At 70.4% G+C, this 19,547-nt stretch carries 22 protein-coding genes; 7 read left to right on the forward strand and 15 right to left on the reverse strand.

What is annotated here, in order from left to right:
* Positions 1-36 precede the first annotated feature (36 nt).
* Entirely contained in the window at positions 37-1,272 is a 1,236-nt protein-coding gene (locus J4030_RS02325; RefSeq protein WP_208047589.1) for a cysteine desulfurase-like protein, read from the reverse strand.
* 123 nt (positions 1,273-1,395) lie between these two features.
* Positions 1,396-1,869 carry an iron chaperone gene (locus J4030_RS02330; RefSeq protein WP_208047590.1) on the reverse strand — a complete coding sequence of 158 codons (474 nt, stop codon included), beginning with the start codon at positions 1,867-1,869 and terminating at the stop codon, positions 1,396-1,398.
* Positions 1,870-2,099: 230 nt separating this feature from the next.
* Between J4030_RS02330 and J4030_RS02335 the strand changes: the two genes are divergently transcribed.
* The 3 genes from J4030_RS02335 to J4030_RS02345 all read left to right on the forward strand — a co-directional run bounded on the left by J4030_RS02335 (position 2,100) and on the right by J4030_RS02345 (position 4,255).
* Positions 2,100-2,555 carry a DUF4440 domain-containing protein gene (locus J4030_RS02335; protein WP_208047591.1) on the forward strand — a complete coding sequence of 152 codons (456 nt, stop codon included), beginning with the start codon at positions 2,100-2,102 and terminating at the stop codon, positions 2,553-2,555.
* On the forward strand, positions 2,552-3,742 hold the full coding sequence (locus tag J4030_RS02340) for an epoxide hydrolase family protein (RefSeq protein WP_208047592.1): 1,191 nt from the start codon (positions 2,552-2,554) through the stop codon (positions 3,740-3,742). The genes J4030_RS02335 and J4030_RS02340 overlap by 4 nt, the downstream gene beginning before the upstream one ends.
* Before the next feature lie 78 nt (positions 3,743-3,820).
* Entirely contained in the window at positions 3,821-4,255 is a 435-nt protein-coding gene (locus J4030_RS02345) for a VOC family protein (RefSeq protein ID WP_208047593.1), read from the forward strand.
* A gap of 19 nt (positions 4,256-4,274) precedes the next feature.
* Here the strand turns inward: J4030_RS02345 and J4030_RS02350 are convergent, their stop codons facing one another.
* Together J4030_RS02350 and J4030_RS02355 are read right to left on the reverse strand one after the other, a co-directional pair.
* Positions 4,275-5,630: a hypothetical protein gene (locus tag J4030_RS02350; RefSeq protein WP_208047594.1), complete on the reverse strand. Its 1,356-nt coding sequence runs from the start codon at positions 5,628-5,630 to the stop codon at positions 4,275-4,277.
* Positions 5,631-5,714: 84 nt separating this feature from the next.
* Entirely contained in the window at positions 5,715-6,632 is a 918-nt protein-coding gene (locus J4030_RS02355) for a YsnF/AvaK domain-containing protein (RefSeq protein WP_208047595.1), read from the reverse strand.
* 161 nt (positions 6,633-6,793) lie between these two features.
* Here J4030_RS02355 and J4030_RS02360 point away from each other — a divergent pair, with 161 nt between their 5' ends.
* The gene (locus J4030_RS02360; protein ID WP_208047596.1) at positions 6,794-7,891 is read left to right on the forward strand and encodes a hypothetical protein; all 1,098 of its coding nucleotides are present in this window, start codon (positions 6,794-6,796) and stop codon (positions 7,889-7,891) included.
* Positions 7,892-7,906: 15 nt separating this feature from the next.
* On the opposite strand, the gene J4030_RS02365 is transcribed toward J4030_RS02360, so the two are convergent.
* A complete protein-coding gene (locus tag J4030_RS02365; RefSeq protein WP_208047597.1) occupies positions 7,907-8,479 on the reverse strand; it encodes a hypothetical protein in 573 nt (190 codons plus the stop codon).
* 133 nt (positions 8,480-8,612) lie between these two features.
* Here J4030_RS02365 and J4030_RS02370 point away from each other — a divergent pair, with 133 nt between their 5' ends.
* Positions 8,613-10,178, forward strand: a complete 1,566-nt coding sequence (locus J4030_RS02370) for a nucleobase:cation symporter-2 family protein (RefSeq protein WP_208047598.1) — start codon at positions 8,613-8,615, stop codon at positions 10,176-10,178.
* Positions 10,179-10,214: 36 nt separating this feature from the next.
* Here J4030_RS02370 and J4030_RS02375 read toward each other — a convergent pair whose 3' ends face one another.
* The 9 genes from J4030_RS02375 to idi all read right to left on the reverse strand — a co-directional run bounded on the left by J4030_RS02375 (position 10,215) and on the right by idi (position 17,506).
* Positions 10,215-10,541: a lycopene cyclase domain-containing protein gene (locus J4030_RS02375; protein WP_208047599.1), complete on the reverse strand. Its 327-nt coding sequence runs from the start codon at positions 10,539-10,541 to the stop codon at positions 10,215-10,217.
* Entirely contained in the window at positions 10,534-10,896 is a 363-nt protein-coding gene (locus J4030_RS02380) for a lycopene cyclase domain-containing protein (RefSeq protein ID WP_208047600.1), read from the reverse strand. Before J4030_RS02380 ends, J4030_RS02375 begins: the two co-directional genes overlap by 8 nt.
* A gap of 91 nt (positions 10,897-10,987) precedes the next feature.
* Positions 10,988-11,866: a phytoene/squalene synthase family protein gene (locus tag J4030_RS02385; RefSeq protein WP_208047601.1), complete on the reverse strand. Its 879-nt coding sequence runs from the start codon at positions 11,864-11,866 to the stop codon at positions 10,988-10,990.
* A complete protein-coding gene (gene crtI, locus J4030_RS02390) occupies positions 11,863-13,344 on the reverse strand; it encodes a phytoene desaturase family protein (protein ID WP_208047602.1) in 1,482 nt (493 codons plus the stop codon). Before crtI ends, J4030_RS02385 begins: the two co-directional genes overlap by 4 nt.
* The gene (locus tag J4030_RS02395; protein ID WP_208047603.1) at positions 13,341-14,030 is read right to left on the reverse strand and encodes a DUF998 domain-containing protein; all 690 of its coding nucleotides are present in this window, start codon (positions 14,028-14,030) and stop codon (positions 13,341-13,343) included. The genes crtI and J4030_RS02395 overlap by 4 nt, the downstream gene beginning before the upstream one ends.
* Positions 14,027-15,148 (reverse strand): cytochrome P450, encoded by a 1,122-nt coding sequence (locus tag J4030_RS18435; RefSeq protein WP_208047604.1) that lies wholly within the window; start codon positions 15,146-15,148, stop codon positions 14,027-14,029. The genes J4030_RS02395 and J4030_RS18435 overlap by 4 nt, the downstream gene beginning before the upstream one ends.
* The gene (locus J4030_RS02405) at positions 15,145-16,224 is read right to left on the reverse strand and encodes a glycosyltransferase family 2 protein (RefSeq protein WP_208047605.1); all 1,080 of its coding nucleotides are present in this window, start codon (positions 16,222-16,224) and stop codon (positions 15,145-15,147) included. Before J4030_RS02405 ends, J4030_RS18435 begins: the two co-directional genes overlap by 4 nt.
* Complete coding sequence (locus tag J4030_RS02410) at positions 16,221-16,883, reverse strand: 1-acyl-sn-glycerol-3-phosphate acyltransferase (RefSeq protein ID WP_208047606.1); 663 nt, start codon at positions 16,881-16,883, stop codon at positions 16,221-16,223. Before J4030_RS02410 ends, J4030_RS02405 begins: the two co-directional genes overlap by 4 nt.
* Positions 16,880-17,506 carry an isopentenyl-diphosphate Delta-isomerase gene (gene idi, locus J4030_RS02415; RefSeq protein ID WP_208047607.1) on the reverse strand — a complete coding sequence of 209 codons (627 nt, stop codon included), beginning with the start codon at positions 17,504-17,506 and terminating at the stop codon, positions 16,880-16,882. The genes J4030_RS02410 and idi overlap by 4 nt, the downstream gene beginning before the upstream one ends.
* 207 nt (positions 17,507-17,713) lie before the next feature.
* On the opposite strand from idi, the gene J4030_RS02420 reads away from it, so the two are divergent.
* Both J4030_RS02420 and J4030_RS02425 read left to right on the forward strand, forming a co-directional pair.
* A complete protein-coding gene (locus J4030_RS02420) occupies positions 17,714-18,193 on the forward strand; it encodes a tetratricopeptide repeat protein (protein WP_208047608.1) in 480 nt (159 codons plus the stop codon).
* Positions 18,194-18,369: 176 nt separating this feature from the next.
* Positions 18,370-18,777 (forward strand): hypothetical protein, encoded by a 408-nt coding sequence (locus J4030_RS02425; RefSeq protein WP_208047609.1) that lies wholly within the window; start codon positions 18,370-18,372, stop codon positions 18,775-18,777.
* 104 nt (positions 18,778-18,881) lie between these two features.
* Here J4030_RS02425 and J4030_RS02430 read toward each other — a convergent pair whose 3' ends face one another.
* Complete coding sequence (locus J4030_RS02430; RefSeq protein ID WP_208047610.1) at positions 18,882-19,469, reverse strand: GNAT family N-acetyltransferase; 588 nt, start codon at positions 19,467-19,469, stop codon at positions 18,882-18,884.
* Between the last annotated feature and the right edge of the window lie 78 nt (positions 19,470-19,547).

The following is a 19,547-nucleotide window of genomic DNA, read 5'->3' on the forward strand; positions in this document are numbered from 1 at the left end:
TCCCGTCAGCGACCGCGTTCTGGCGCGCGGTCGAGCTCAGCCGGCGGTCGGGGACTCCGACGCGAGATAGCCGGTGATGCCGTCGACGAGCCGATCCACGTCGTTCTCGTCGGTGTACGGCGCCAGCCCGATCCGCAGGCCACCGGCGGAGCCGAGCCCGAGATGGTGCGAGGCCTCCCACGCATAGAACGAGCCGGCCGGCGCACTCACGCCGAGCCCCGCCAGATGGGTGCTGATCCGTGTGCAGTCGTGGCCGGCGAAGGTGACGAGCAGCGTCGGTGTACGCCGCGCGGCCCTGGAGTGGATCGTGACCCCCGGCAACTCGCTCAACGCGGCTTCGAGCACGCCTCGCAGGCGGTCCTCGTGCCCCTCCATGGCGTGGGCGCTGCGGGCCAGCGCTTCGCGCCGGGTGCCCTCACCAGGCACCACACCGGCGATGAAGTCGAGCGCGGCCGTCGTGCCCGCCATCAGCTCGTAGGGCAGCGTGCCCAGCTCGAAGCGCTCGGGGACCTGATCGGCCGACGGCAGGAGCTTGTCCGGGTGCAGGCCTGCCAGCAGATCGGCCCGCCCGGTCAGCGCGCCGCAGTGCGGCCCGAAGAACTTGTACGGCGAGCACGCGAAGAAATCCGCACCGAGGGCCTGCACGTCCACGAAGGAGTGCGCGGCGTAGTGGACCCCGTCGACGTAGAGCAGGGCACCGGCCGCGTGCACCAGCGCTGCGATCGCGGGCACGTCGGGCATCGTCCCGATCAGGTTGGACGCCGCGGTCACCGCCACCAGCCGCGTACGGGAGCTGAGCAGTGCACCGACCGCATCAGGGTCGAGCTCCCCTGTGGCCGGGTCGAATTCAACCCATCGGACGGTCACGCCGGCAGCTGCGGCCGCGAGCACCCACGGCCGGATGTTGGCGTCGTGATCGAGCCGGCTGACGATGATCTCGTCCCCCGGCGACCACGTGGCGGCCAGCGTCCGGGCCATCTCGAAGGTCAGTGCCGTCATGCTGCGCCCGAAGATCACAGTGTCGGCGGCGACCCCCATCAGGTCGCCGAGCGCGCTCCGGCACTCCTGCACCACCCGATCGGCGTTCCGCTCGGCGTCGGTGTTGACGCCGCGGTTGGAGATGTCGCTGAGCATGGTGCTCGCGACGGCACGACCGACGGCCTCCGGCGTCTGGGACCCGCCGGGGCCGTCGAAGTGCGCCGTGCCCGCCCGTAGGGACGGGAAGTGCGCGCGCAGCGCGGATACGTCGAGGTCTGTCGCGGTGGTCGTCACCGTCGCCACGCTAGCGAGCCACCCGGCGTACGGGTGGCGCACCGCCCGAGATCCGGGTTCGGGAGGGTGTCACGCTTCGGACACCGTCCCGAACCCGGATCTCACGGCGCGCCGCCGCACGAGTCAGTGACGCGTGGCGCGCTCGATGAGCTTCGTGAACTCCACGATGTCGGCGTCGGTCAGCCGGGTCACCGCGTACTCGGTCGGCCAGACGTGGCCGTCGTCGAGGGTGGCGACGTCGCTGAAGCCGAACGTCGCGTAGCGCGCGCCGAACTTCTCGGCCGGTTTGAAGAAGCAGATGACCTTGCCGTCGCGCGCGTACGCCGGCATGCCGTACCAGGTCTTCGAGTCCAGGTCGGGGGCCACCTCGGCGACGATCGCGTGGATGCGCTCGGCCAGCGACCGGTCGTCCGGGCCCATCTCGGCGATCTTGTCCAGGCAGGCCTGCGCCTCGTCGGCCTTCTTCTCGCCCTTGCGGCCGCTCGACCGTAGCTCCGCAGAGCGTTCCTTCATGGCGGCGCGCTCGGCCGCGGTGAAGCCTGACGTGCTCCTCTTGGTCGAGTCGGCCTTCTTCGTAGCTGCGGTCCCGTCGGCCATGCCGGCTCTCCTCGAATCTCGTTGTGATGGTGAGGATCACGCTACTCAGCCGCGCGCCGCATGCTTCTCGATTCCTGACCACTTCCCGAGAAGCCCTGGGCGGTCGTCCGGCGGTCGTCCACGGCGCGGAGGTGCCCTGCGCGAGGAGCCGGTGCCTCACGGCGGTCGAAATAGGGCCGATTCGAGCCTTCGCTCCTCCGGCAGGCGACGAGCATGGCTACCTTCGACCTATGCCCCATGCCGCCGACGCCCGAGCAGCCGACCTCACCGAGATCGATGGGCTCGCCGGGGCCTTCTTCGAGGCGTTCACCTCGGGGCCCGACGTCGCGGAGCGGCTGGACAGGATGCGCGCTTCGTTCCTCTCCGGGGCGGTCATCGTGCGGACCTGCGGAGGGTCACCGACGGTGTACGACGTCGACGGGTTCATCGCCCCTCGCCAGGAGCTGCTGACGGGCGGTTCGCTGGTGGACTTCCGCGAGTGGGAGCTGTCCGCCCGCACCGAGATCTTCGGCGACGTCGCCCAACGATGGAGCACCTACGCCAAGTCGGGGGTGCAGGACGGCAAACCGTTCGCCGGGCGTGGAGCCAAGACGACGCAGTACGTCCGGACACCGCAGGGTTGGCGGATCAGCGCACTCGCGTGGGACGACGAACGGGACGGGCTTTCGTTCGAGGACCAGGAATGACCGTGGACGCGCAGGTGACCCTCACCTCGACGTCCCCGACCTTCGACCCTCAGGTCCTGGCCGACCTGCGCGACCGCCTGGACCGCACGCGGCGCCCGACCGGACCGGACGAGGACTGGGCGCGCGGCGTACCGGGCGCGTGGCTGGACGACCTGCTGGCCGACTGGCGCGACTTCGATGTGCCCGCGCTGCAGGAGCGCCTGTCGCGGGCGCGACACCTGCGTGCCGACATCGACGGTCGTGGCGTGCACGTGGTGATAGCCGAGGGTCGCGGACCGGATCCGCTACCGCTGCTGCTGTGCAACGGGTGGCCCAGCTCGTTCCTGGAATACCTCGACGCCCTCCCCCTGCTCACCGACCCCGGTGCGCACGGTGGCGATCCGAGCGACGCGTTCACCGTCATCGCGCCGGCGCTGCCCGGCTTCGGCCTCTCCGACGCGCCTCCCCCCGGCGGCTTGGGTCAGGCGCAGGTCGCGCGGCTCTGGCACGACCTGATGAGCGTGGGTTTCGGCCATCAGCGGTACGTCGCGCACGGCAGCGACCTGGGTGCCGGCATCGTCATGCAACTCGCGCGCGCCCAACCGGATGCCGTCGCCGGCATCCACCTGGCGACGCCCGGGCTGCCGCTGCCACCGCGACCGTGGACGGACGCCGAGGCGGCGTACGCGCGCGCCGTCGACTCGTGGACCGCCGCGGAGGGCAGTTACGCCCACCAGCACGCCACCAAGCCCAACACCGCTGCGGCCGCACTGCAGGACTCACCTGCCGGCTTGGCTGCCTGGGTCGCGGAGAAGGTCGTGGCCTGGAGTCCGCAGACGGACACCGGCGACACGACGTTCCCCAGAGACGTTCTGCTGGCGACCCTGACGCTCTACTGGGCCACCGGCACCATCGGCACCTCGATGCTGCCGTACTGGAACTTCGGCCACGGCGGCCGCGAGCTGCCCGATCCACGGCAACGCCCCGCGGTCCCGACGGCCATCACCAACTTCGGTGGCGAACGCATTCCGTTGCCCCCGGCCCCGAGAGATCTCGCGGAGCGATACGTGCAGGTCTCCGACTGGCACGAGTACGACCGGGGTGGGCACTTCCCCGCCGCCTGCGAGCCGCAACTGTTCGCCGAGACTCTGCGCGCGGTGTTCCGCCCGGCGCGCGGAAACATCTCGTCGGCCGATGCCCCGCCCTGACGCTCGATCCGTCATTTGTTTGCGAACCATCCGACTCGGATACCTCTCACACACACCCCCGAGCTTCAAGGAGCACCCATGGCCATCGTCTCGTCCACCGGTTTCGCCCACGTCCGTCTCACCGTCACCGATATCGCGCGCTCGAAGGCTTTCTACGACAGCGTTTTCGGGTGGCCGGTCGCGGCGGACCAGTCGGACAAGGTGGACGAGCCGGGTGTCCGAGACTCCCAGGAGCAGATCTACGGGGGCACCGTCTACCAGACCCCGTCGGGCGCCCTCCTCGGACTTCGCCCGGTCGCGGCGGCCGGTGACACCTTCGATTCCGAGCGGACCGGGCTGGACCACGTCAGCTTCGCGGTCGGTTCGCGCGCGGAGCTCGTCGCGGCGCGGGACGCGCTCGAGGAGATGGGCGCCCCGCACGGCGAGGTCACCGATCTGTCCGACTTCGGCCTGGCGATCCTGTCCTTCTCCGACCCGGACGGCGTGCATCTGGAACTGACCGCCGAACTCTGAGCGGACCTCCGCTCGCCGCTCAGTCGGTCTGGATCCACGGGTGCGGATCGTCCCGCATCCGGCGAGCGAACCGTCCCCGCGTGCCGGGCGGATCCGGCAGCTCGGCCCAGCCGTTCATCTCCGGTTCGCCACCATCCATGCTCACGGTCCCGAAGTGGGCGCCCTGGGGCGGGCGCAGCTCGGGTGGCACCCGCAGCAGCCAGTTCTCGTCGATCTGCGCCGGTACGTCGGTCGGTGCGTGGCCGGTCGCGCGCCAGAGCCGTGCCCGCTGCGGTGACAGGCCCGCGGCGGTCCACGCGATCGCGTCGTCTGCCGAGAACCCGTGGTAGATCCAGTCGCACCGGTCCGCGCGGACCGTGGCGTCGTCGAAAGCACGGGCCTGCGCGACGGTCAGGTCGGGATCGCAGCGCAGCAGTTCGTAGGTGTCCTGGGCGGAGAACCCGGCGCCCCGCCACGCGTCCGCCCGCCCGACCCCGACGTACTCGAGCATGCCGGCGTCGTACAGATCGAAACCGGCGTCGAGGAAACGGCGCACCTCCGCCAGATCGCGGTCGACGAAGGCCGCTGCGTCGGAGGGTGGGTCGCCCGGCAACGCGTGGCGATGCCAGTCGCGCACGAAGTCGACGATGTCCTCGTCGAACAGCTCCGCCGATGACATCCACGCGACGAGCGCCCGCGACGACAGCCCGGTCTGCTCACACCACCGATCGAGCTCGGCAGGCTCGATCTCCCATTCGTCCAACAGCCGAGCGGCCCGGTCTGCACCGACGGATCGGACCGGATCGACCGGCAATTCGCGACGGATCGCGTCGGCGACCTGCTCCTGCGACATCGCCATGACGTCGCAGCCCGTCCGGTAGTAGTCCGGCGGACTCATCCGCCTGCGACCGTCGGCACGGCGGGTGATCAGGCGCAGCACGTCCCCGGTGTGGATGCCGTGCCACGGCGATCGCACCAGCCATACGCGTCCACCTGGCGGCGGTGGCAGGCCGGCACTGCGCGCCTCGGCAGCAACGTCCTCGTCCCGGGACCACGCCCGCGGGCCGCTCGTCTCGCGCGGGCGGATCCAGCGGTAGTACTCCGATGTCGACCGGCCCGGATCCCAGGTGGGCGGCGTACGGTCCGCCACCCAGCACCGGTGTTCGGCGGGCCACAGCGCGGGCACCAGGTATTCGCTCGGCGCATCCGACAGGCGGGTCCACCCCTGATCGATCAGTGCCTCGACCTCGGGCAACTCTTCCGGTTCGACGTAGTCGGCGTCGACCCGCAGGGGGACACCGGTGCGCACCACCTCGGCGTGCGCGGCGAGTCCGCTCGGCAGCGGCGGCTGCCGAGTCGTTGCGGCCGGTTGGTCGACACCCCAGGGATCCTCCACGCCCACATCCTGGCGCGTAGGCGTCGACGAGGCGGTCGATTCGACCCGAGCAGGTGCGATCCCCGATGTACGCCGCTGCGGGCCTCAGGCGGGTGGGTGGCCCTCCAGATACTCGCGCCGCACGTTGTCGGTGACCTGCTCCTCGACCGTGACCGTCCCGACCCCGATGCGGACGGTCTCGACCGGCCGGGTCTGCATGGTCACCACGGGCACCTCCTCGTGCAGCACGATCTCGTGCGGGGTGCTCGCGAGCGGGTGGGCCTCCAGTTTTCCCTGCTGGCCGCCGCGGGTCTGGTCGGTTGCGCGCTCGGGCGCGGGCTGGTGCTCCACGACGAGCTCCTCCCGACGAACGGTGACCGTGATCGTCCGCTCTTCGGTCACAACCCTTTTGGTGAACCGGGTCGTGCCGGACACCCGCACCCGCGTGCCGGCGACGAGGCGTTCCTCGTACAACGTCACGGGCTCGGGCTCTGGCTCGGGCTCGGCAGGGGGCGTGGCGACGTCGTCGGTCGCAGGGGCGGCGGCTGTCTTGGGCAGTCGTGCGCGCATGGATGCTTCCGATGGGCCGCCCGCCGCCACCGCAGCGGAGGAATCGTCCGCGTTCTCGCCCCGCGCATCAGATTCCCTGAGCGAATCCGCTTGTCCGCTGGGCCCTTCGGGCGCTTCGGTGCCTCCGGGGGGAGGCCCGTCGTCGTACTCGACCCCGTAGTGGTCGTAGAGCCGACGCTCCTGCTCGACGTCGAGATGCTCACCGGGGGCCAGTTTGGGCGCGCGGGCGATCTGGTCACGGGTGTAGGGGAAGGTGACCTCGCCGGCCGCCATCCATGCCTCATGGAGGGGCAGGAATTGCGCGCCCGAGGCCAGCCCGGTCAACACCGCCACCCACGTCGGCGTCCCGGTCCGGTCGTCGAGATAGACCTGGTCGACCTCGCCCACGAGGCGCCCGTCGCGGTCGACGGCGTCGCTGCCGTCCAGTGCCTGCACGTCGTCGTCAGTGATCATGGCCGTCGATTCTCCGAAGGTGCCGCGAGCGCCGCCCGATCGGCGACCTGCGTCCACCCTCACCTGCGCTTGTCACACCGTCAACTAGTTCGCGTCATCGTCTGCAAAATACGATGCGCGCAACCGGCCGTGCGGACCCTTCGCGTCCTTATGTTCTGGACATGCCCGCCTTCGAAGACGCCGTGACCCGCCGCAGCGCCCTGGCATTGGCCGGTGCCGGTGCGCTCACCGCCGCCGGGACGCCGGCCGCCCTCGCTGCCAGTACGTCGCTGCGTGGCCGCGAGGCCCCTCCCGTCACCGACCCGGGCATCTGGCACGGCGACCTCTGGTACCCCTACGTCGGCAACGGCACCGTCTTCACGCGCAGCGTGGCTTCGATGCCCCTGGCGACCAACTCGGCGGCAATGGCCACCCGGATGCCGACCCTGCCCAACAACCCCTACGGCGTGATCACGTCGCTCAACACCACGTCGTACAACATCCCCACCTACGTCGTGGACTCCACGGTGGCCGGATGTCCCTTCACCACGATGACGGCCAGCAATGCCGCAGCCGGTAGCACCCTGGCAGCTCATGTGAATGGCCGGATTCCGTTGCCTCCGTACGCAACTCCGGCAGGTGGCGGTGACAGCTCGATGGCCGTCTACGACCGTGGCAGCGGCATCATGCGCGAGTACTTCCTGTGCCGCAAGCAGTCCGACGGTACGTGGACCGCGGCGACGGGCGGTTACTACGTGGCCGCGCCGCGCTTCACCAACCTGCCCACCGCCAACTACTCGATGGAGCTCACCGAGGGGTCGTCGGCGGTCGTGGCCATGCTCAACCCGCTGCTGCAGGTCGGGATCAGCGAGGCCCGCCGCGGCGAGATCGGCCACGCACTGGACTTCACCATCAGCAACGCGCGCAGCGGCGTCGTCTCCTGGCCCGCCAAGCAGTCCGACGGGACCGACTCCAACGTCAACACGCCGGCCGAGGGTCAGTGGTTCCGCTTCCCGCCCACGCTCAACCTCGACACCCTCGGGTTGCGCCCGTTCACCCTGTTGTTGGCCCGCGCCGTGCAGAAGTACGGCGGGATGGCCGGTGACAAGAACCTCTTCTGCCACGCCTTCAACGTCGAGCACCCGGCCACCGAGATCCAGCGAACGGGCAGCAACCCGTGGGAGACCGACATCAAAGCCAAGTACGGCTCTCTCGACGTCGGCGACTTCCCCTGGGCGCGCACCCAGTGGGCACCGGTCAGCTGGGGCAAGCCCGCCTGACCCTCGGTCCACAGGTCAGTCGTCGGTCCGCCACCCGGGGTGCTCACGCCCCAGCACCACGCGCAGGTCGCGCCAGCCGGCCGCGTCCGCCGTACGCAGTGGGAGCAGTCCTGCGGGTCGCCCACCCACGAGTCGGTACCCCCACTGGAAGCCGCCGAGCGGTTGCAGACGCCGGGTGCGGCTGACGTCCGGTAGCTGCACCAGGAAGGTGTCGGCGCTCCAGGTCACGTCCCGGTCGCCGGGGTTCGCGGGGGCGTCCAGGAACGTCGGGAGGTAGCCGAACGCGCACAGCGGCGCCATCCAGTCGACGGCGTCGATCGCCCGGTGGATCTCGCCGCGCTCGAGCCGCTGGGTCACCAGCTGCACCCATCCGAAGACCCCTGCGGGCCCCACCACGTCCAGGTGCACCGATGCAGTGACGACCGGGAACCCCTGGAGCGCAACGGGTTCCACGTCGGGCAGAAGGCGTGCGTGACCGGAGGCCACGGGATCCTGGTTCGGGTGGACGCCGACCTCGATCGAACCGTCCCGGCCGTGCGAGGTGAACGGCACGGTGAGTCGGGAACCGGTGACCTCGTAGTCGTTCACGACCCCAGCGTAGGCAGCGACGTTGCCGGCCCGTTATCGGAAAGGAACGCCGCCGAAACACGCCGCCGCCATAGTCTCGTAGGTCTGACTTCAGGCCCGACCGAGCAGGTTGTCGCAGCGGAAAGAGGAACCGATGTCGATACGGACGACGCAGAAGACGGTGGACCCGGTCGACGAGGTGCTGCCCGCGCCGCGCCTGATCGTGCTGGGGCTGCAGCACCTCTTCATCATGTACGCCGGTGCGGTGGCCGTGCCGATCATCGTCGGTGCGGCCCTGGGGCTCAGCAAGACCGACATCGCCATCCTCATCAACGCCGACCTGCTGGTCTCGGGCATCGCGACCATCATCCAGTCGGTCGGCATCTCCAAGATCCTCGGCGTGCGGCTGCCGGTGGTGGCCGGCGCGACGTTCACCGTGCTCAACCCGATGATCATCATCGCGACCCAGTACGGCACCAAGCCCGGCGCGGACGGCCACATCAAGGGCCTGCAGGTCGTGTACGGCGCGCTGCTGGCCGCCGGCGTCTTCGCACTGATCATCGCGAAACCGTTCTCGATGCTGGTGCGGTTCTTCCCGCCTCTGGTCACCGGCACCGTGATCACGGTGATCGGGTTGTCGCTGATCGGCGCGGACGCGTCCCTCATCACCGGCAAGAGCCCGACGACGCTGCCGTTCGGCGGCGACGGGGCGGGCATCACCGTCACCGACAAGGCCGAGGGGTTCACCGCCACGACGAAGGCCGGCTCGCAGGTCGTCGTACAGAACGGTGACTACGGCAAGGTCTCGCACATCCTGCTGGCCGGCCTGGTCGTGCTGGTGATCGTGTTGGTATCCCGCTTCTTCAAGGGTTTCGTCGGCCAGATCGCGGTGCTGCTGGGCGTGGTCGCCGGCACGCTCGTCGCGTGGCCGATGGGACTGCTGGACTTCTCCGGCGTGGGCTCCGCCGACTGGGCCGGGGTGTCCGAGCCGTTCCACTTCGGGCCGCCGCAGTTCGCTGCAGCCGCGATCGTGTCGATGTGCATCGTGATGCTCGTGACCTACACCGAGTCCACCGCCGACATGCTCGCCGTGTCGGAGATGGTCGACCGCCCGCTGTCCTCCAACGACGTGGCGCGCGGCCTCGCCACCGACGGCCTCTCAGCGGTGCTGGCCGGCTTCATGAACTCCTTCCCGGACACGGCGTACGCCGAGAACGTCGGCCTTGTGGAGATCACCAAGATCAAGAGCCGCTGGGTGGTCGCGGTCTGCGGCGGGTTCCTCGTGCTGCTCGGGCTGATCCCCAAGATGGGGCAGCTCGTCGCGGCGCTGCCCGGCCCGGTCATCGGCGGCGCCGGCACGGTGATGTTCGCGATGGTGACCGCGGTCGGCATCCGCACGCTGGCGAAGGTGTCGTTCGTGGACAACCAGAACCTCCTGATCATCGCGGTGTCGCTGTCGATCGGGCTGCTGCCGGTCATCGCGCCGGACTTCTACCGCAACTTCCCCGACTCGTTCCAGACCATCTTCGGGTCGGCCATCACCTCGACGGTGATCGTGGTCTTCGCGCTCAACCTGATCTTCAACGAGTTCGGCGCGGGCGGCAAAGGCCGGCAGCACGACCTGACCGGTGCGGCGGTGGACGCGGGTGCCGTCAGCAACCAGCCGTCCGACGGCGAGCCGCTGCGGGCCTCGAGCGAGGACGAGGACATACGCCGCTGAGACCCCGCGGTTGTCAGCGGATCCGTGGCGCCAGCGTCAGGAATCCGCTGACAACCGAGCGACGCGACGCTGCCACTGCACCCAGCCGAGCAGCACCGCCGTGCACAGCACGAAACCGAAACCGAAGTCCTCGATCGGGATGCCGGGCGGGCAGCGGATGCCGAGGTTCTGCGAATCGTCGTACGCCACAACGGGTCTCGACCCTCTGGTGAGCAGTCCGTCGACGAGCACCTGGAAGCCCAGCACGATCGCCATGCTCACCCAGTAGCGCGCCGACCGGAAGATCCCTGTGCGCAGCCACGCCAGCTCCAGCACCACCACGACGACCAGCCCGACCACGACGGACACGGTGTACTCAGGCATCGCGACCAGCGCCCACCCGGTCGGCCGACCTTGCGCCGCGGTCGCGCAGCAGTCGCCCGCAGATGCCCACCGCCTCGAAGGTCAGCAGCGCGCACAGCGGCACCACGAGGAAGAAGAGCACCTCCTCCAACGGCAAGGACCCGAGGCGTACGCCGATCAGGTACCGCCCGCCGTACGTCCACCACCCGCGCGCCACGCCGATCAGGTCCCAGACGATGAAGACCAGCGCCGGCGGCACGATGGCGAGCGCCGCGAGCCGGGGCCGACGCCACACCCGGGCGCCGATCACGAACTCCAGCGGCAGGGTCAGCACGACGCATCCCAGCAGGATCAGCAGATAGGTGAGGTGCCGCACCGGCTCACCCTCTCAGGATCACCGCGAGTGTCCGCAATATCGTGCACACGCCCATACGAATCTGCGGACATTCGCGCTCCGACTCGGCGGGTCAGCGGAGCAACGCGGCCGGCGTCACCAGCAACCGTGCCGCGAGGCCCGCCTTACGCCAGGTGGGCAGCCGCACGCGGGCCGAGAACACGTCGTAGTCGGCGTCCTCGATCAGATCGAGGATCCGTGCGTAGAGCCGCCGCGCGATGACCACGCAGCGGGCGGATGCCGGTGGCAGATACCGCATCCCGGTGTCGGCGTGCGCGTAGAGCTCACGGGTGCGCTGGATCTCGAAGCGCATCAACGCTTTCCACTCATCCGTGGCGCGCCGCTGGTCGGGATCGACCCCGAAACGCTCCAGGTCCTCCAGCGGGAGGTAGTGCCGATCGCGGTCGAGGTCCTCGTCGACGTCGCGCAGGAAGTTGGTGAGCTGGAAGGCGAGCCCGAGGTCACGCGCCGGCGAGTACGCGCGGGGGTCGGTGGGTTCGAGCACCGGCAGCATCATCTCGCCGATCACCGCGGCGGAGCCTTCCATGTAACCCAGCAGATCGTCGTACGTCGGGTACGACGTGACCGTCAGGTCGCTCGCCATCGCCGAGAAGAAGCGTTCGAAGCACTCCTGGGGGATGCCGCGGCGTTCCGCGGTGTCGGCCACCGCGGTGAGCACCGGATCCTCGACGGCGCCGGCCCGATGCGCGCGGAAGGACGCGGCGAAATCGGCCAGGTGCCTGCCGGTCTTCGCACGGTGCGCTCCGTCGGTGGCGTGCGGCGCGTCGACGATGTCGTCGGCGAGACGGCACAGCGCGTAGACGGAGTACACATCGCGGCGCTGGTCGGCCGGCAGCGTGCGGGCACCCCAGTAGTAGGTCGTGCCGTAGTCGCGGGTCAGCACGGCGCTGCGCGCGTATCCCTCCCGAAGGACGGCCGGGTCGGCACTCATCTCGACTCCTTGCTCAGGTATGCCAGGGCGCGTTGCGCGGCGAGCTTGCCGCTGACCAGGACCATCGGCACGCCCACACCTGGCGTCGTACCCGCACCAGCGAAGACCAAACCGGGCGCGTCCCGCGCGACGTTGACCGGGCGGAACGGCCCGGACTGGAAGAAGGTGTGCGCGAGCGCGAACGGCGTGCCGGCCGTCAGCCCCTGGTCGGCCCAGTCGCCGGGGGTGACCAGGTGCTCGCTCACGATGTCCGTCGGATACCCGCTGGCCGCAAGGAAACCCGTCAGGCGTTCCTTCATGGGCTCCCGCATCGTCGCCCAATCCAGCGGGCCACCCAGGTGCGGCGCGGGCTCGAGCACGTACATGGCGGCGCCGCCCGGCCGGGCACGGGACGGGTCGGTCACCGACGGCACCGACACCAGCCGGGACGGATCGCGCATGAGCACCCGCTCGTCGAGCAGCTCGTCGAAAGAGCTGGCCCACTCCCGTCCGAAGTGGATGTTGTGGTGCCGCACGTCGTCCGGTGCGGGGTCGGCCGTACCGACGTGCCACACGACCGCCGAGGGCGAGTAACGCGGACGGCGCAGCGGCAGCGGGCGACGGGCCCCGGGCAGCAGTACGTCGTACATCGTGGGCAGATCACCCGTTGCGATCACCACGTCGGCGGCCACCACCTCGTCACCGGCAACGACCCCGCTGACGGCACCGGTCGACGTACGCCGCAGCCCTGTGACGTCCTGCCGCAACCGGATCTGCACCCCGGCGGCTTCGGCGGAGCGGGCCAGTGCACGGGGTACGTCGTGGATCCCGCCCTCGGGGAAGAAGACTCCACGCACGCTGTCCATGTAGGTGATGACCGCGAAGATGCCCATCGCCTGCTGCGGCGAGACCCCGGCGTAGAGCGCCTGGAAGGTGAAGAGCCGGTGCAGCCGCTCGTCGTCGAACCGACTGCGGATCAACGGATCGAGGCGGCGTAGACCGCCCATCCGCAAAAGCCGCGCGGCGGGGCCCGGCGGGCGGGCGATCTGCCAGGGTCGGTCGAAGTTGCGGTCGATGAAGCGGGGCATCTCCAGCTCGTAGAGCGCGCGCAACCACACGACGAAGGTCTCGTACGCCGCCGCGTCGTGCGCGCCGCACGCCTCCCGGATCTGTGCGGTCATCGCCTCGTGATCCGCGAGCACATCGAGAGTCGAACCGTCCGCGAACCGGGCGCGGTACGCCGGGTCGAGCTGTCGCAGCGTGAGCTCGTCCTGCAGGCTGGTGCCGGCCGCCTGCAGCGCCTCGTCGATGAGATCCGGCATGGTCAGCACGGTCGGCCCGAGGTCGAAGGTGTAGCCGGTGTCGTGTCTGGTGGCAGCCAGACCCCCGACCTGCTCACCGCGCTCGAGCACCACCACCTCGTGGCCGCTGCGCGCCAGGTGGCAGGCCGCGGACAGCCCCGCCAGACCGGCTCCGACGATCACGATTCTGCGCGTCATGAGCGCACCGCACCCGCGCGTGCTGCAGGGGCGGGCCGGGTGTGCGCGTCACGCCGCACCGCGCGGATGGTCCACGGAATGCTTGCGATCCACGTCGAGACGAGCACGATCCGCACGCGTTCGACGAGTCCGATGTCAGTGTTCGCGAGCAGCAGCGCAACATCGGCCAGCCCGCACATCCCGATCCCCGCGGCGAGGACGATGTGCACGCGCAGCCAGCCCGTGTGCGCCGGCCAACTGGCGCGCGCGCAGCATGCGGCGCCGAGGCCCGCCGCGGCGAAACCCACCAGGCCGCTCAGCGTGTGCCCGACGACCAGCTGGTGCAGCAGGCCGAGGACGCTGTGGTCGCCGAGGTCGCAGGTCCCTCGGGCGCCTGCGGCACAGTCCATCGACGTGCTTCCGTCCAGCAGGGATCCGGCGCCGACCAGCGCTGCCATGACGCACGCCCACCGCACCGCGACCCGTCCCCCGCCTGCCGGTCGGCACAACCACGCGAGCGTCAGCAGGGCCAGGCCCGCGAGCACGTCCGAGGCGCGGTACCACCCGGCGTACGGCGCTCCGGGGAGCTCCAGCTGGCTGACGAAGTCGGCCCGTTGTCCGCTCCCCACGGCGTAGGAGAACAGGAACGAGCTGTAGAGCACGGCGGCGCCCAGGGCGAGCACGGCCTCGGACGCCCGCCGGGTCATGCCGCTACCAGCTCGAGACGCTGCGGGCCGGCCGGACTCAACGTGACGCCGGCGCGCATCGTGTCGTCGCCGTCGTGGAAGAGCAGCCGGCGATCGGCGAGCACCCGCAGCACGACGTGCAACAGCAGGGTGGCGTAATGGCGACCCAGGCAGGTGCGCGGGCCCGCGGCGAACGGGAGGTAGCCCCAGGCCGGCACCTTGTCGGCGAACCGCTCGGGGCAGAACTCCTGCGGCCGCTCCCACAGGGACGGGTCGCGGTGGGTCAGGAACGGGCTGTACATCACCAGGCTGCGGGCCGGGATGGTGCGCCCCTCGAACTCGGCCGCGCGACGGGTCACCCGGCTGCCCAGCCAGCCCGCGGGATAGAGCCGCAGCACCTCGCGGACGACGTGGTCGTGCCGCTCGGGCGCGAGGAGGATGGGATCGAGCGCCACGTGCCGCAGCAGCCAGGCCAGCGTGTGCGCCGTCGTGTCGTAACCGGCGCCGAGCGCGACCCGCATCTCCGGCACACCGCCGTGCGCTGCGAAGACCGCTGCGAGGGAGTCGCTCTCGGCATCGCGCAGTCGTTCGGCCAGCACGGCGTCCATCCGCCGGAAGCGCCTCGGTCGCGGCAGGAACGGCTGTGGCAGCGGCCGGCTCATCGGGTCCAGGAAGTCGTCCAGCACCGGGTGGGTGCCGCCCGTGCCGAGGAAGGTGCGTGAGAGCACGGCACGCACCAGCCGCGAGGACCACGCGACGGCGTCGAACCGACCGGCCGGCAGCAGGGTGCGGACGACCTGCTCCATCTGTTCGGCGAGCAGCGCCACCGCCGCCCGCGAGAACCCCGGGTTGAGTGCGGCGCGACGGTCGGCGTGATCGGGGAAATCGGTCTGCACGATGCCGTCGCTGAGGTACGGCGACAGGCGGCTCATCCCACCGCGGCTGCGGAACGTGTCCAGGTCACTCAGCACCAGCCGATTCCACCCGGGGCTGAACCCGACGTACGCCGTGCGCCACAACCGCAGCCGGAAGACCGGCCCGAGCGCGGCGCCCTCCTGCATCAGAGCCAGCGGGTCCGTGCCCCACCGGCCGAGATGCCCGGCGACCGGCTCGGTGCGTGGCTGCGGGAAGGCACTCACGGGTAGACCCGGCCCTTCCAGTGCTTGGTACGACGCACGGCCACGGCGGCGACAGGAATCGCGTAGAGCGGGGTGAGCGGCATGGTGAGCGACTGCCACCACTTCCGACGACCGGTGGTGGCTTCCACGACCAGACGTTCCGCGACGGCCAGCGCCCACGGGATCAGCCACGCGGGCCGACGGCGGATCAGGAGCGGCGGCGCGGTGTAGGCGATCAGGTGCCACGCCGTGAAGACGACGAGGAGGGGCCGGTTGCCCATCACCGCGAGCAGTCCCTTGCCGAGGCCGGCGACGAGCTCGTCGTAGCCCTCGTACATCCGGGTGCTGATCAGATCGCCGCCGAGTGCGAGACCCAGCCGGTGCCCGGTGCGGCGGGTGTGCCGGGCCATCGCCAGGTCCTCCACGATCTCGGTGCGGACGGCGGCGAAGCCTCCGAGCGCGTCGTACGACGCCCGAGGGAAGGCCATGATCGAGCCGTTGGCGGCGGCCGCACCCTTCGCCCGTGGTTGCTCCAGCAGTTGGAAGGGCAGTCCGGTCAGCAGCAGGTCGTCGATCAGCGGCATGGTGACGTGCTCGGCGAAGGTCTCGGTCACCTGGCGCGGGAAGACCGACATCAGGTCCGCGCGCTGCGCGCGCAGCTGGGTGAGAACGGCACCGATCGCCCCGTCACCCAGCGCGATGTCCGCGTCGCAGAACACCAGGACGTCACCGTGTGCGGCGTCGGCGCCTTGGGCGCACGCCCAGGTCTTGCCGACCCAGCCCTTCGGCATGGGTCGTCCGCTGACGACGCGCACGTGCGGGTGCTCGGCGGCGACCTGATGCAGCATCTGCGTGGTGCCGTCGGTCGAGCAGTCGTCGAGGAAGATCAGCTCCTGCACCTGCTGCGCGAGCATCCCCGGCAGACGCGGGGGCAGCCTGTGCAGCTCGTTGCGCACCGGGACGATGAGCGACACATCGTCACCGGCGTCCGCCGGCGACGGGTCGTGGCCGAGGACCGGGAAGGACCGCGAGTTCGACAGAGCCACAGCGGTCTTCACCGTGATGTACGCCGTCACCACCGCGAGCAGTGCCTTCAACGCTGCACCTTCTCGGCGAGCTGGCCGATCCGTTCGTCGAACGACCTGCGGCCGGAGAGCACCTGGCGGAAGCCCGGCAGCGGCTCGCGCGGGTCGGCGGTGGCGATGAGGGCGTCTAGACCGGTGAGCTGCGCGGCCATCGCCGGCGCGAGGTCGGCCCCCTGCACCGGCTCTCCCAGGTCGACCAGTGCCTCGGGGTGCTGGTGACCGCGGATGACGACGCGTAGGGAGACGGGCACCAACGGCGCCGTCGTCTGCTCGGCGTACCAGCCGGCGCCACGGTGCAGCGGACGCATTGGGCCGGGCCCGAGCAGTTCGCCCTCGGGGAGGATGACCAGGGTGCGCCCCTCCCGCAACGCGGTGAGACCGGCGCGCGGGCGGTCGCTCGGCACCAGCCCGAGCGGTTTCAGGAAACCGAAGGACGCGAGGTTCTCCGCGTCCATCACCAGGGTCGCGGCATGGTGCTCGTGCCGCAGCACCGCAGAGGCCACGAACGCGTCCCACCACGAGTGGTGGTTGCCGGCCCAGATCACCGGCGCGGGCGGCAGGCTGCCACGGACGCTGACCGAGCGCAGGTTGGAGCGGACGAGCTGGTCGAAGCCGGCCAGCAGCATCCGCGCCGACAGCGGGGACACATCCGCGCGCGACGGGATCCTCACCAGCGAACCGCTGCGGGCAGGAGCGCCGGTGGGGCGTCGGGCCAGCGCTCAGGGCTGTCGCCGAGAGCGCCCAGAGCATCCACCTGTGCACGGCACCACGGTGAGACGGTGCGTTCGCCGTCGGCCACCTGTGTCGCGAACCGGCTCCACGGGGCCCACTCCATGTCGGCGACCTCGTCCGGGTCGGGGCTCAGCGTGCTGCCCAGAGCATGGGCAACCAGGACAGGGCACAGTTCGTTCTCGGCCACCGAGTTCATCGAGGCGTAATAGGAGAAGTCCGCCAACACCAGGCGCGGCAGCCCGATCGCCAGCCCGAGCTCACGGCGTACGCGCCGCATCACCGCCGCGCGCAGGGGCTCGCCGGGCGCCGGGTGGCCGCAGACCGAGTTGGTCCAGACCCCGCCGAAGGTGCGCTTGTGCAGGGCCCGCCGGGTCACCAGCAGCCGGCCCCGGTCATCGAAGATGTAGCAGGAGAAGCCGAGGTGCAACGGAGTGTCCGCGCCGTGCACCGTGCGTTTGTCCTGGGCGCCGATCGCCCGCCCCGCCGGGTCGAGCAGCACCACCTGCTCATTCGGCGGGCTCGCCACCGCACCGCGTCCGCCATCGTGCTCTCGGACATCCATGAATGCATCGCGCACTGCTCACGCCGCTCTCCGGAGAGTGATCCGCCTGGTCTCATCGACGTTACCAACGGGCAGGTGCCCACGCCCGGCGGCCCGTCGCCCACCCGGGCTCGTCGCTTCCTGAACGAGCCCGCCCCTCGATGCTTACCCGTTGGGGCGCAATCCATTCAGAGGCCTCAGCGTCCGCCGCTGCGGCATCATGCGCGGGTGGTCATCGACATCGGACAGGGTCTGGGAATCGACGAGGAGACGTTGACGACGGTCGTGATCGACGCCCACGTCGTACGCCGGGAACTGATCGAGTCGAGCGACCCGGCGGACCGGATCGTGGCGGCACTCGCAATGGGTCAGGCGTCATTGGCTGCGTCGATGCTGGACTCCCTGGAGGACCGAGGCTTCCGTGCCACTGCCTTGCGCGCCGAACTCGCTCAAGTGCAGGGGCGGTACGTCGACGCGACCCGGATCTACACGGAGCTCCTGCGCGACAGTGAGTTGAGCGACGGCAGGCGCGCGATGGCGTTGCAACACCTGGGCAAGGCCCAACTGCGTTCGGGACACACGCAGGGAGCGGCGGCATCGCTGAGCGCAGCACTCGACCTGCGGCGAGCAATCGGCGCTCCGCCCGACCAGATCAGGTCCTCGGAAGTGGCGTTGGCACACGTTCTCGAACGTCGCCGTCCGAGATGACCTGATGCGCTCAGGCCGATCCGCATCGATTTCTCAGTATCGTCTCAGGTTGAGGCCGCGACCGTTGGGGTACCTGCTTCGGTAACGGCCATCGCCAGCACCCCAGGGTGACGGTAGGCCGACATTGCGTCCGCTCGTGGCGTCCCCTGATCCACTCATCCTTCCGGAGGTCTTCGATGTCCGCTCCCACACGTTCGGCTACACCCGACTCCGTCACCCACCACCGCGTCTTCGCCGCCCTCGTCGGGGTGGTGGCGGTGATCGTGCTCTTCCAGGGCGTGTGGGCCGGGATCTTCATCCGCGAGGCCAAGGAGAACAACAGCACCTGGGTGCAGGTGCATGCCCGGGGCGCCGACCTCGCGATCCTGCTCGCGATCATCGCGGTGGTCTGGGCGGTCCTGCGGCTGCGCGCACGCAAGGATCTGCTGTTCGGCAGCATCGCACTGGCCGTGATCCTGGTCGTCGAGGCCTACATCGGCGGGATCATCGGCGACAGCCCCGGCGCTCAGGCCGTGCACTTCCCGCTGGCCATGGCCCTGATGGGTCTGTGCGTCTGGCTTCCGTTCCGCGCCTCGCAGCGCTGACCATCGGGCGCGCGCCCGGCTCGCCGAGCCGGGCGCGTCCGTCTCACTCGAACCGCCTCTGCCGTCCATCGGCGGGAATCTCCCGAGACCGATGGGCGTGAAACTCAGCCCCGGCCCGCCTGCGCGGCGTGACGCCACTGCTCGGCGGTGATCTCGTAGACGACTTCGCCCTCCTCGGCACCCGGCAGCGGGTCGTCCCACACGCGTACGTCGGTCCGGACGTGCCGCATGCCCAGGCGCCGCATCACGCCCCGTGAACCGGCGTTGACCGCCATCGTCTCGGCCCACACCCGCTCCAATCCCACTGCTTCGAAGGCGTGCCGGAGCAATTCCGCGGCGCCTTCACTCGCCAGCCCCTGACGCCAGTGGCGTCGCTCCAGGCGCCATCCGATCTCGGCGTCGGCGAGACCCCCCCCCGGCGAGCCCGGCGCCGAGTCGCTGCGCCCGAGGTCCCACCACCCGAGGAACTCCTCGTTGCGGAACCCCACCCACCAGCCGAGTCCCACCTGGTCGGCCACCGTGTCAGCGCAGCGCGGTGCCCAGAATGCATCGATCTCCGCCGGCGTGCGGGCCCGCCCGAGCAGGTGGCGCATCACTTCCGGGTCCGCGTCCAGCCGGTGCAGCAGGGGCAGGTGATCGATGGTCATGGGGCGCAGTTCGATCCGTGGGGTGTGCAGTACCGGGCGGGTCATGGCCGCGATCCTGCCTCCCCAGGGCCGGTTCCGGTATCTTCGCGAGCGCGGGCCCATCCCCGGACCGGCGGTGGGAGG

This window comes from Allobranchiibius sp. CTAmp26, from assembly GCF_017565405.1.
In the GTDB taxonomy this organism is placed as follows: domain Bacteria; phylum Actinomycetota; class Actinomycetes; order Actinomycetales; family Dermatophilaceae; genus Allobranchiibius.

What these genes read in the sequence shown, in the direction of transcription:
- J4030_RS02330 (WP_208047590.1), bottom strand. Translation starts at nt 1,869, where the DNA reads ATGGCCGACGGGACCGCAGCTACGAAGAAGGCCGACTCGACCAAGAGG.
- J4030_RS02335 (WP_208047591.1), top strand. Translation starts at nt 2,100, where the DNA reads ATGCCCCATGCCGCCGACGCCCGAGCAGCCGACCTCACCGAGATCGAT.
- J4030_RS02340 (WP_208047592.1), top strand. Translation starts at nt 2,552, where the DNA reads ATGACCGTGGACGCGCAGGTGACCCTCACCTCGACGTCCCCGACCTTC.
- J4030_RS02345 (WP_208047593.1), top strand. Translation starts at nt 3,821, where the DNA reads ATGGCCATCGTCTCGTCCACCGGTTTCGCCCACGTCCGTCTCACCGTC.
- J4030_RS02355 (WP_208047595.1), bottom strand. Translation starts at nt 6,632, where the DNA reads ATGATCACTGACGACGACGTGCAGGCACTGGACGGCAGCGACGCCGTC.
- J4030_RS02360 (WP_208047596.1), top strand. Translation starts at nt 6,794, where the DNA reads ATGCCCGCCTTCGAAGACGCCGTGACCCGCCGCAGCGCCCTGGCATTG.
- J4030_RS02370 (WP_208047598.1), top strand. Translation starts at nt 8,613, where the DNA reads ATGTCGATACGGACGACGCAGAAGACGGTGGACCCGGTCGACGAGGTG.
- J4030_RS02375 (WP_208047599.1), bottom strand. Translation starts at nt 10,541, where the DNA reads ATGCCTGAGTACACCGTGTCCGTCGTGGTCGGGCTGGTCGTCGTGGTG.
- J4030_RS02385 (WP_208047601.1), bottom strand. Translation starts at nt 11,866, where the DNA reads ATGAGTGCCGACCCGGCCGTCCTTCGGGAGGGATACGCGCGCAGCGCC.
- crtI (WP_208047602.1), bottom strand. Translation starts at nt 13,344, where the DNA reads ATGACGCGCAGAATCGTGATCGTCGGAGCCGGTCTGGCGGGGCTGTCC.
- J4030_RS02395 (WP_208047603.1), bottom strand. Translation starts at nt 14,030, where the DNA reads ATGACCCGGCGGGCGTCCGAGGCCGTGCTCGCCCTGGGCGCCGCCGTG.
- idi (WP_208047607.1), bottom strand. Translation starts at nt 17,506, where the DNA reads ATGGATGTCCGAGAGCACGATGGCGGACGCGGTGCGGTGGCGAGCCCG.
- J4030_RS02425 (WP_208047609.1), top strand. Translation starts at nt 18,370, where the DNA reads ATGTCCGCTCCCACACGTTCGGCTACACCCGACTCCGTCACCCACCAC.
- J4030_RS02430 (WP_208047610.1), bottom strand. Translation starts at nt 19,469, where the DNA reads ATGACCCGCCCGGTACTGCACACCCCACGGATCGAACTGCGCCCCATG.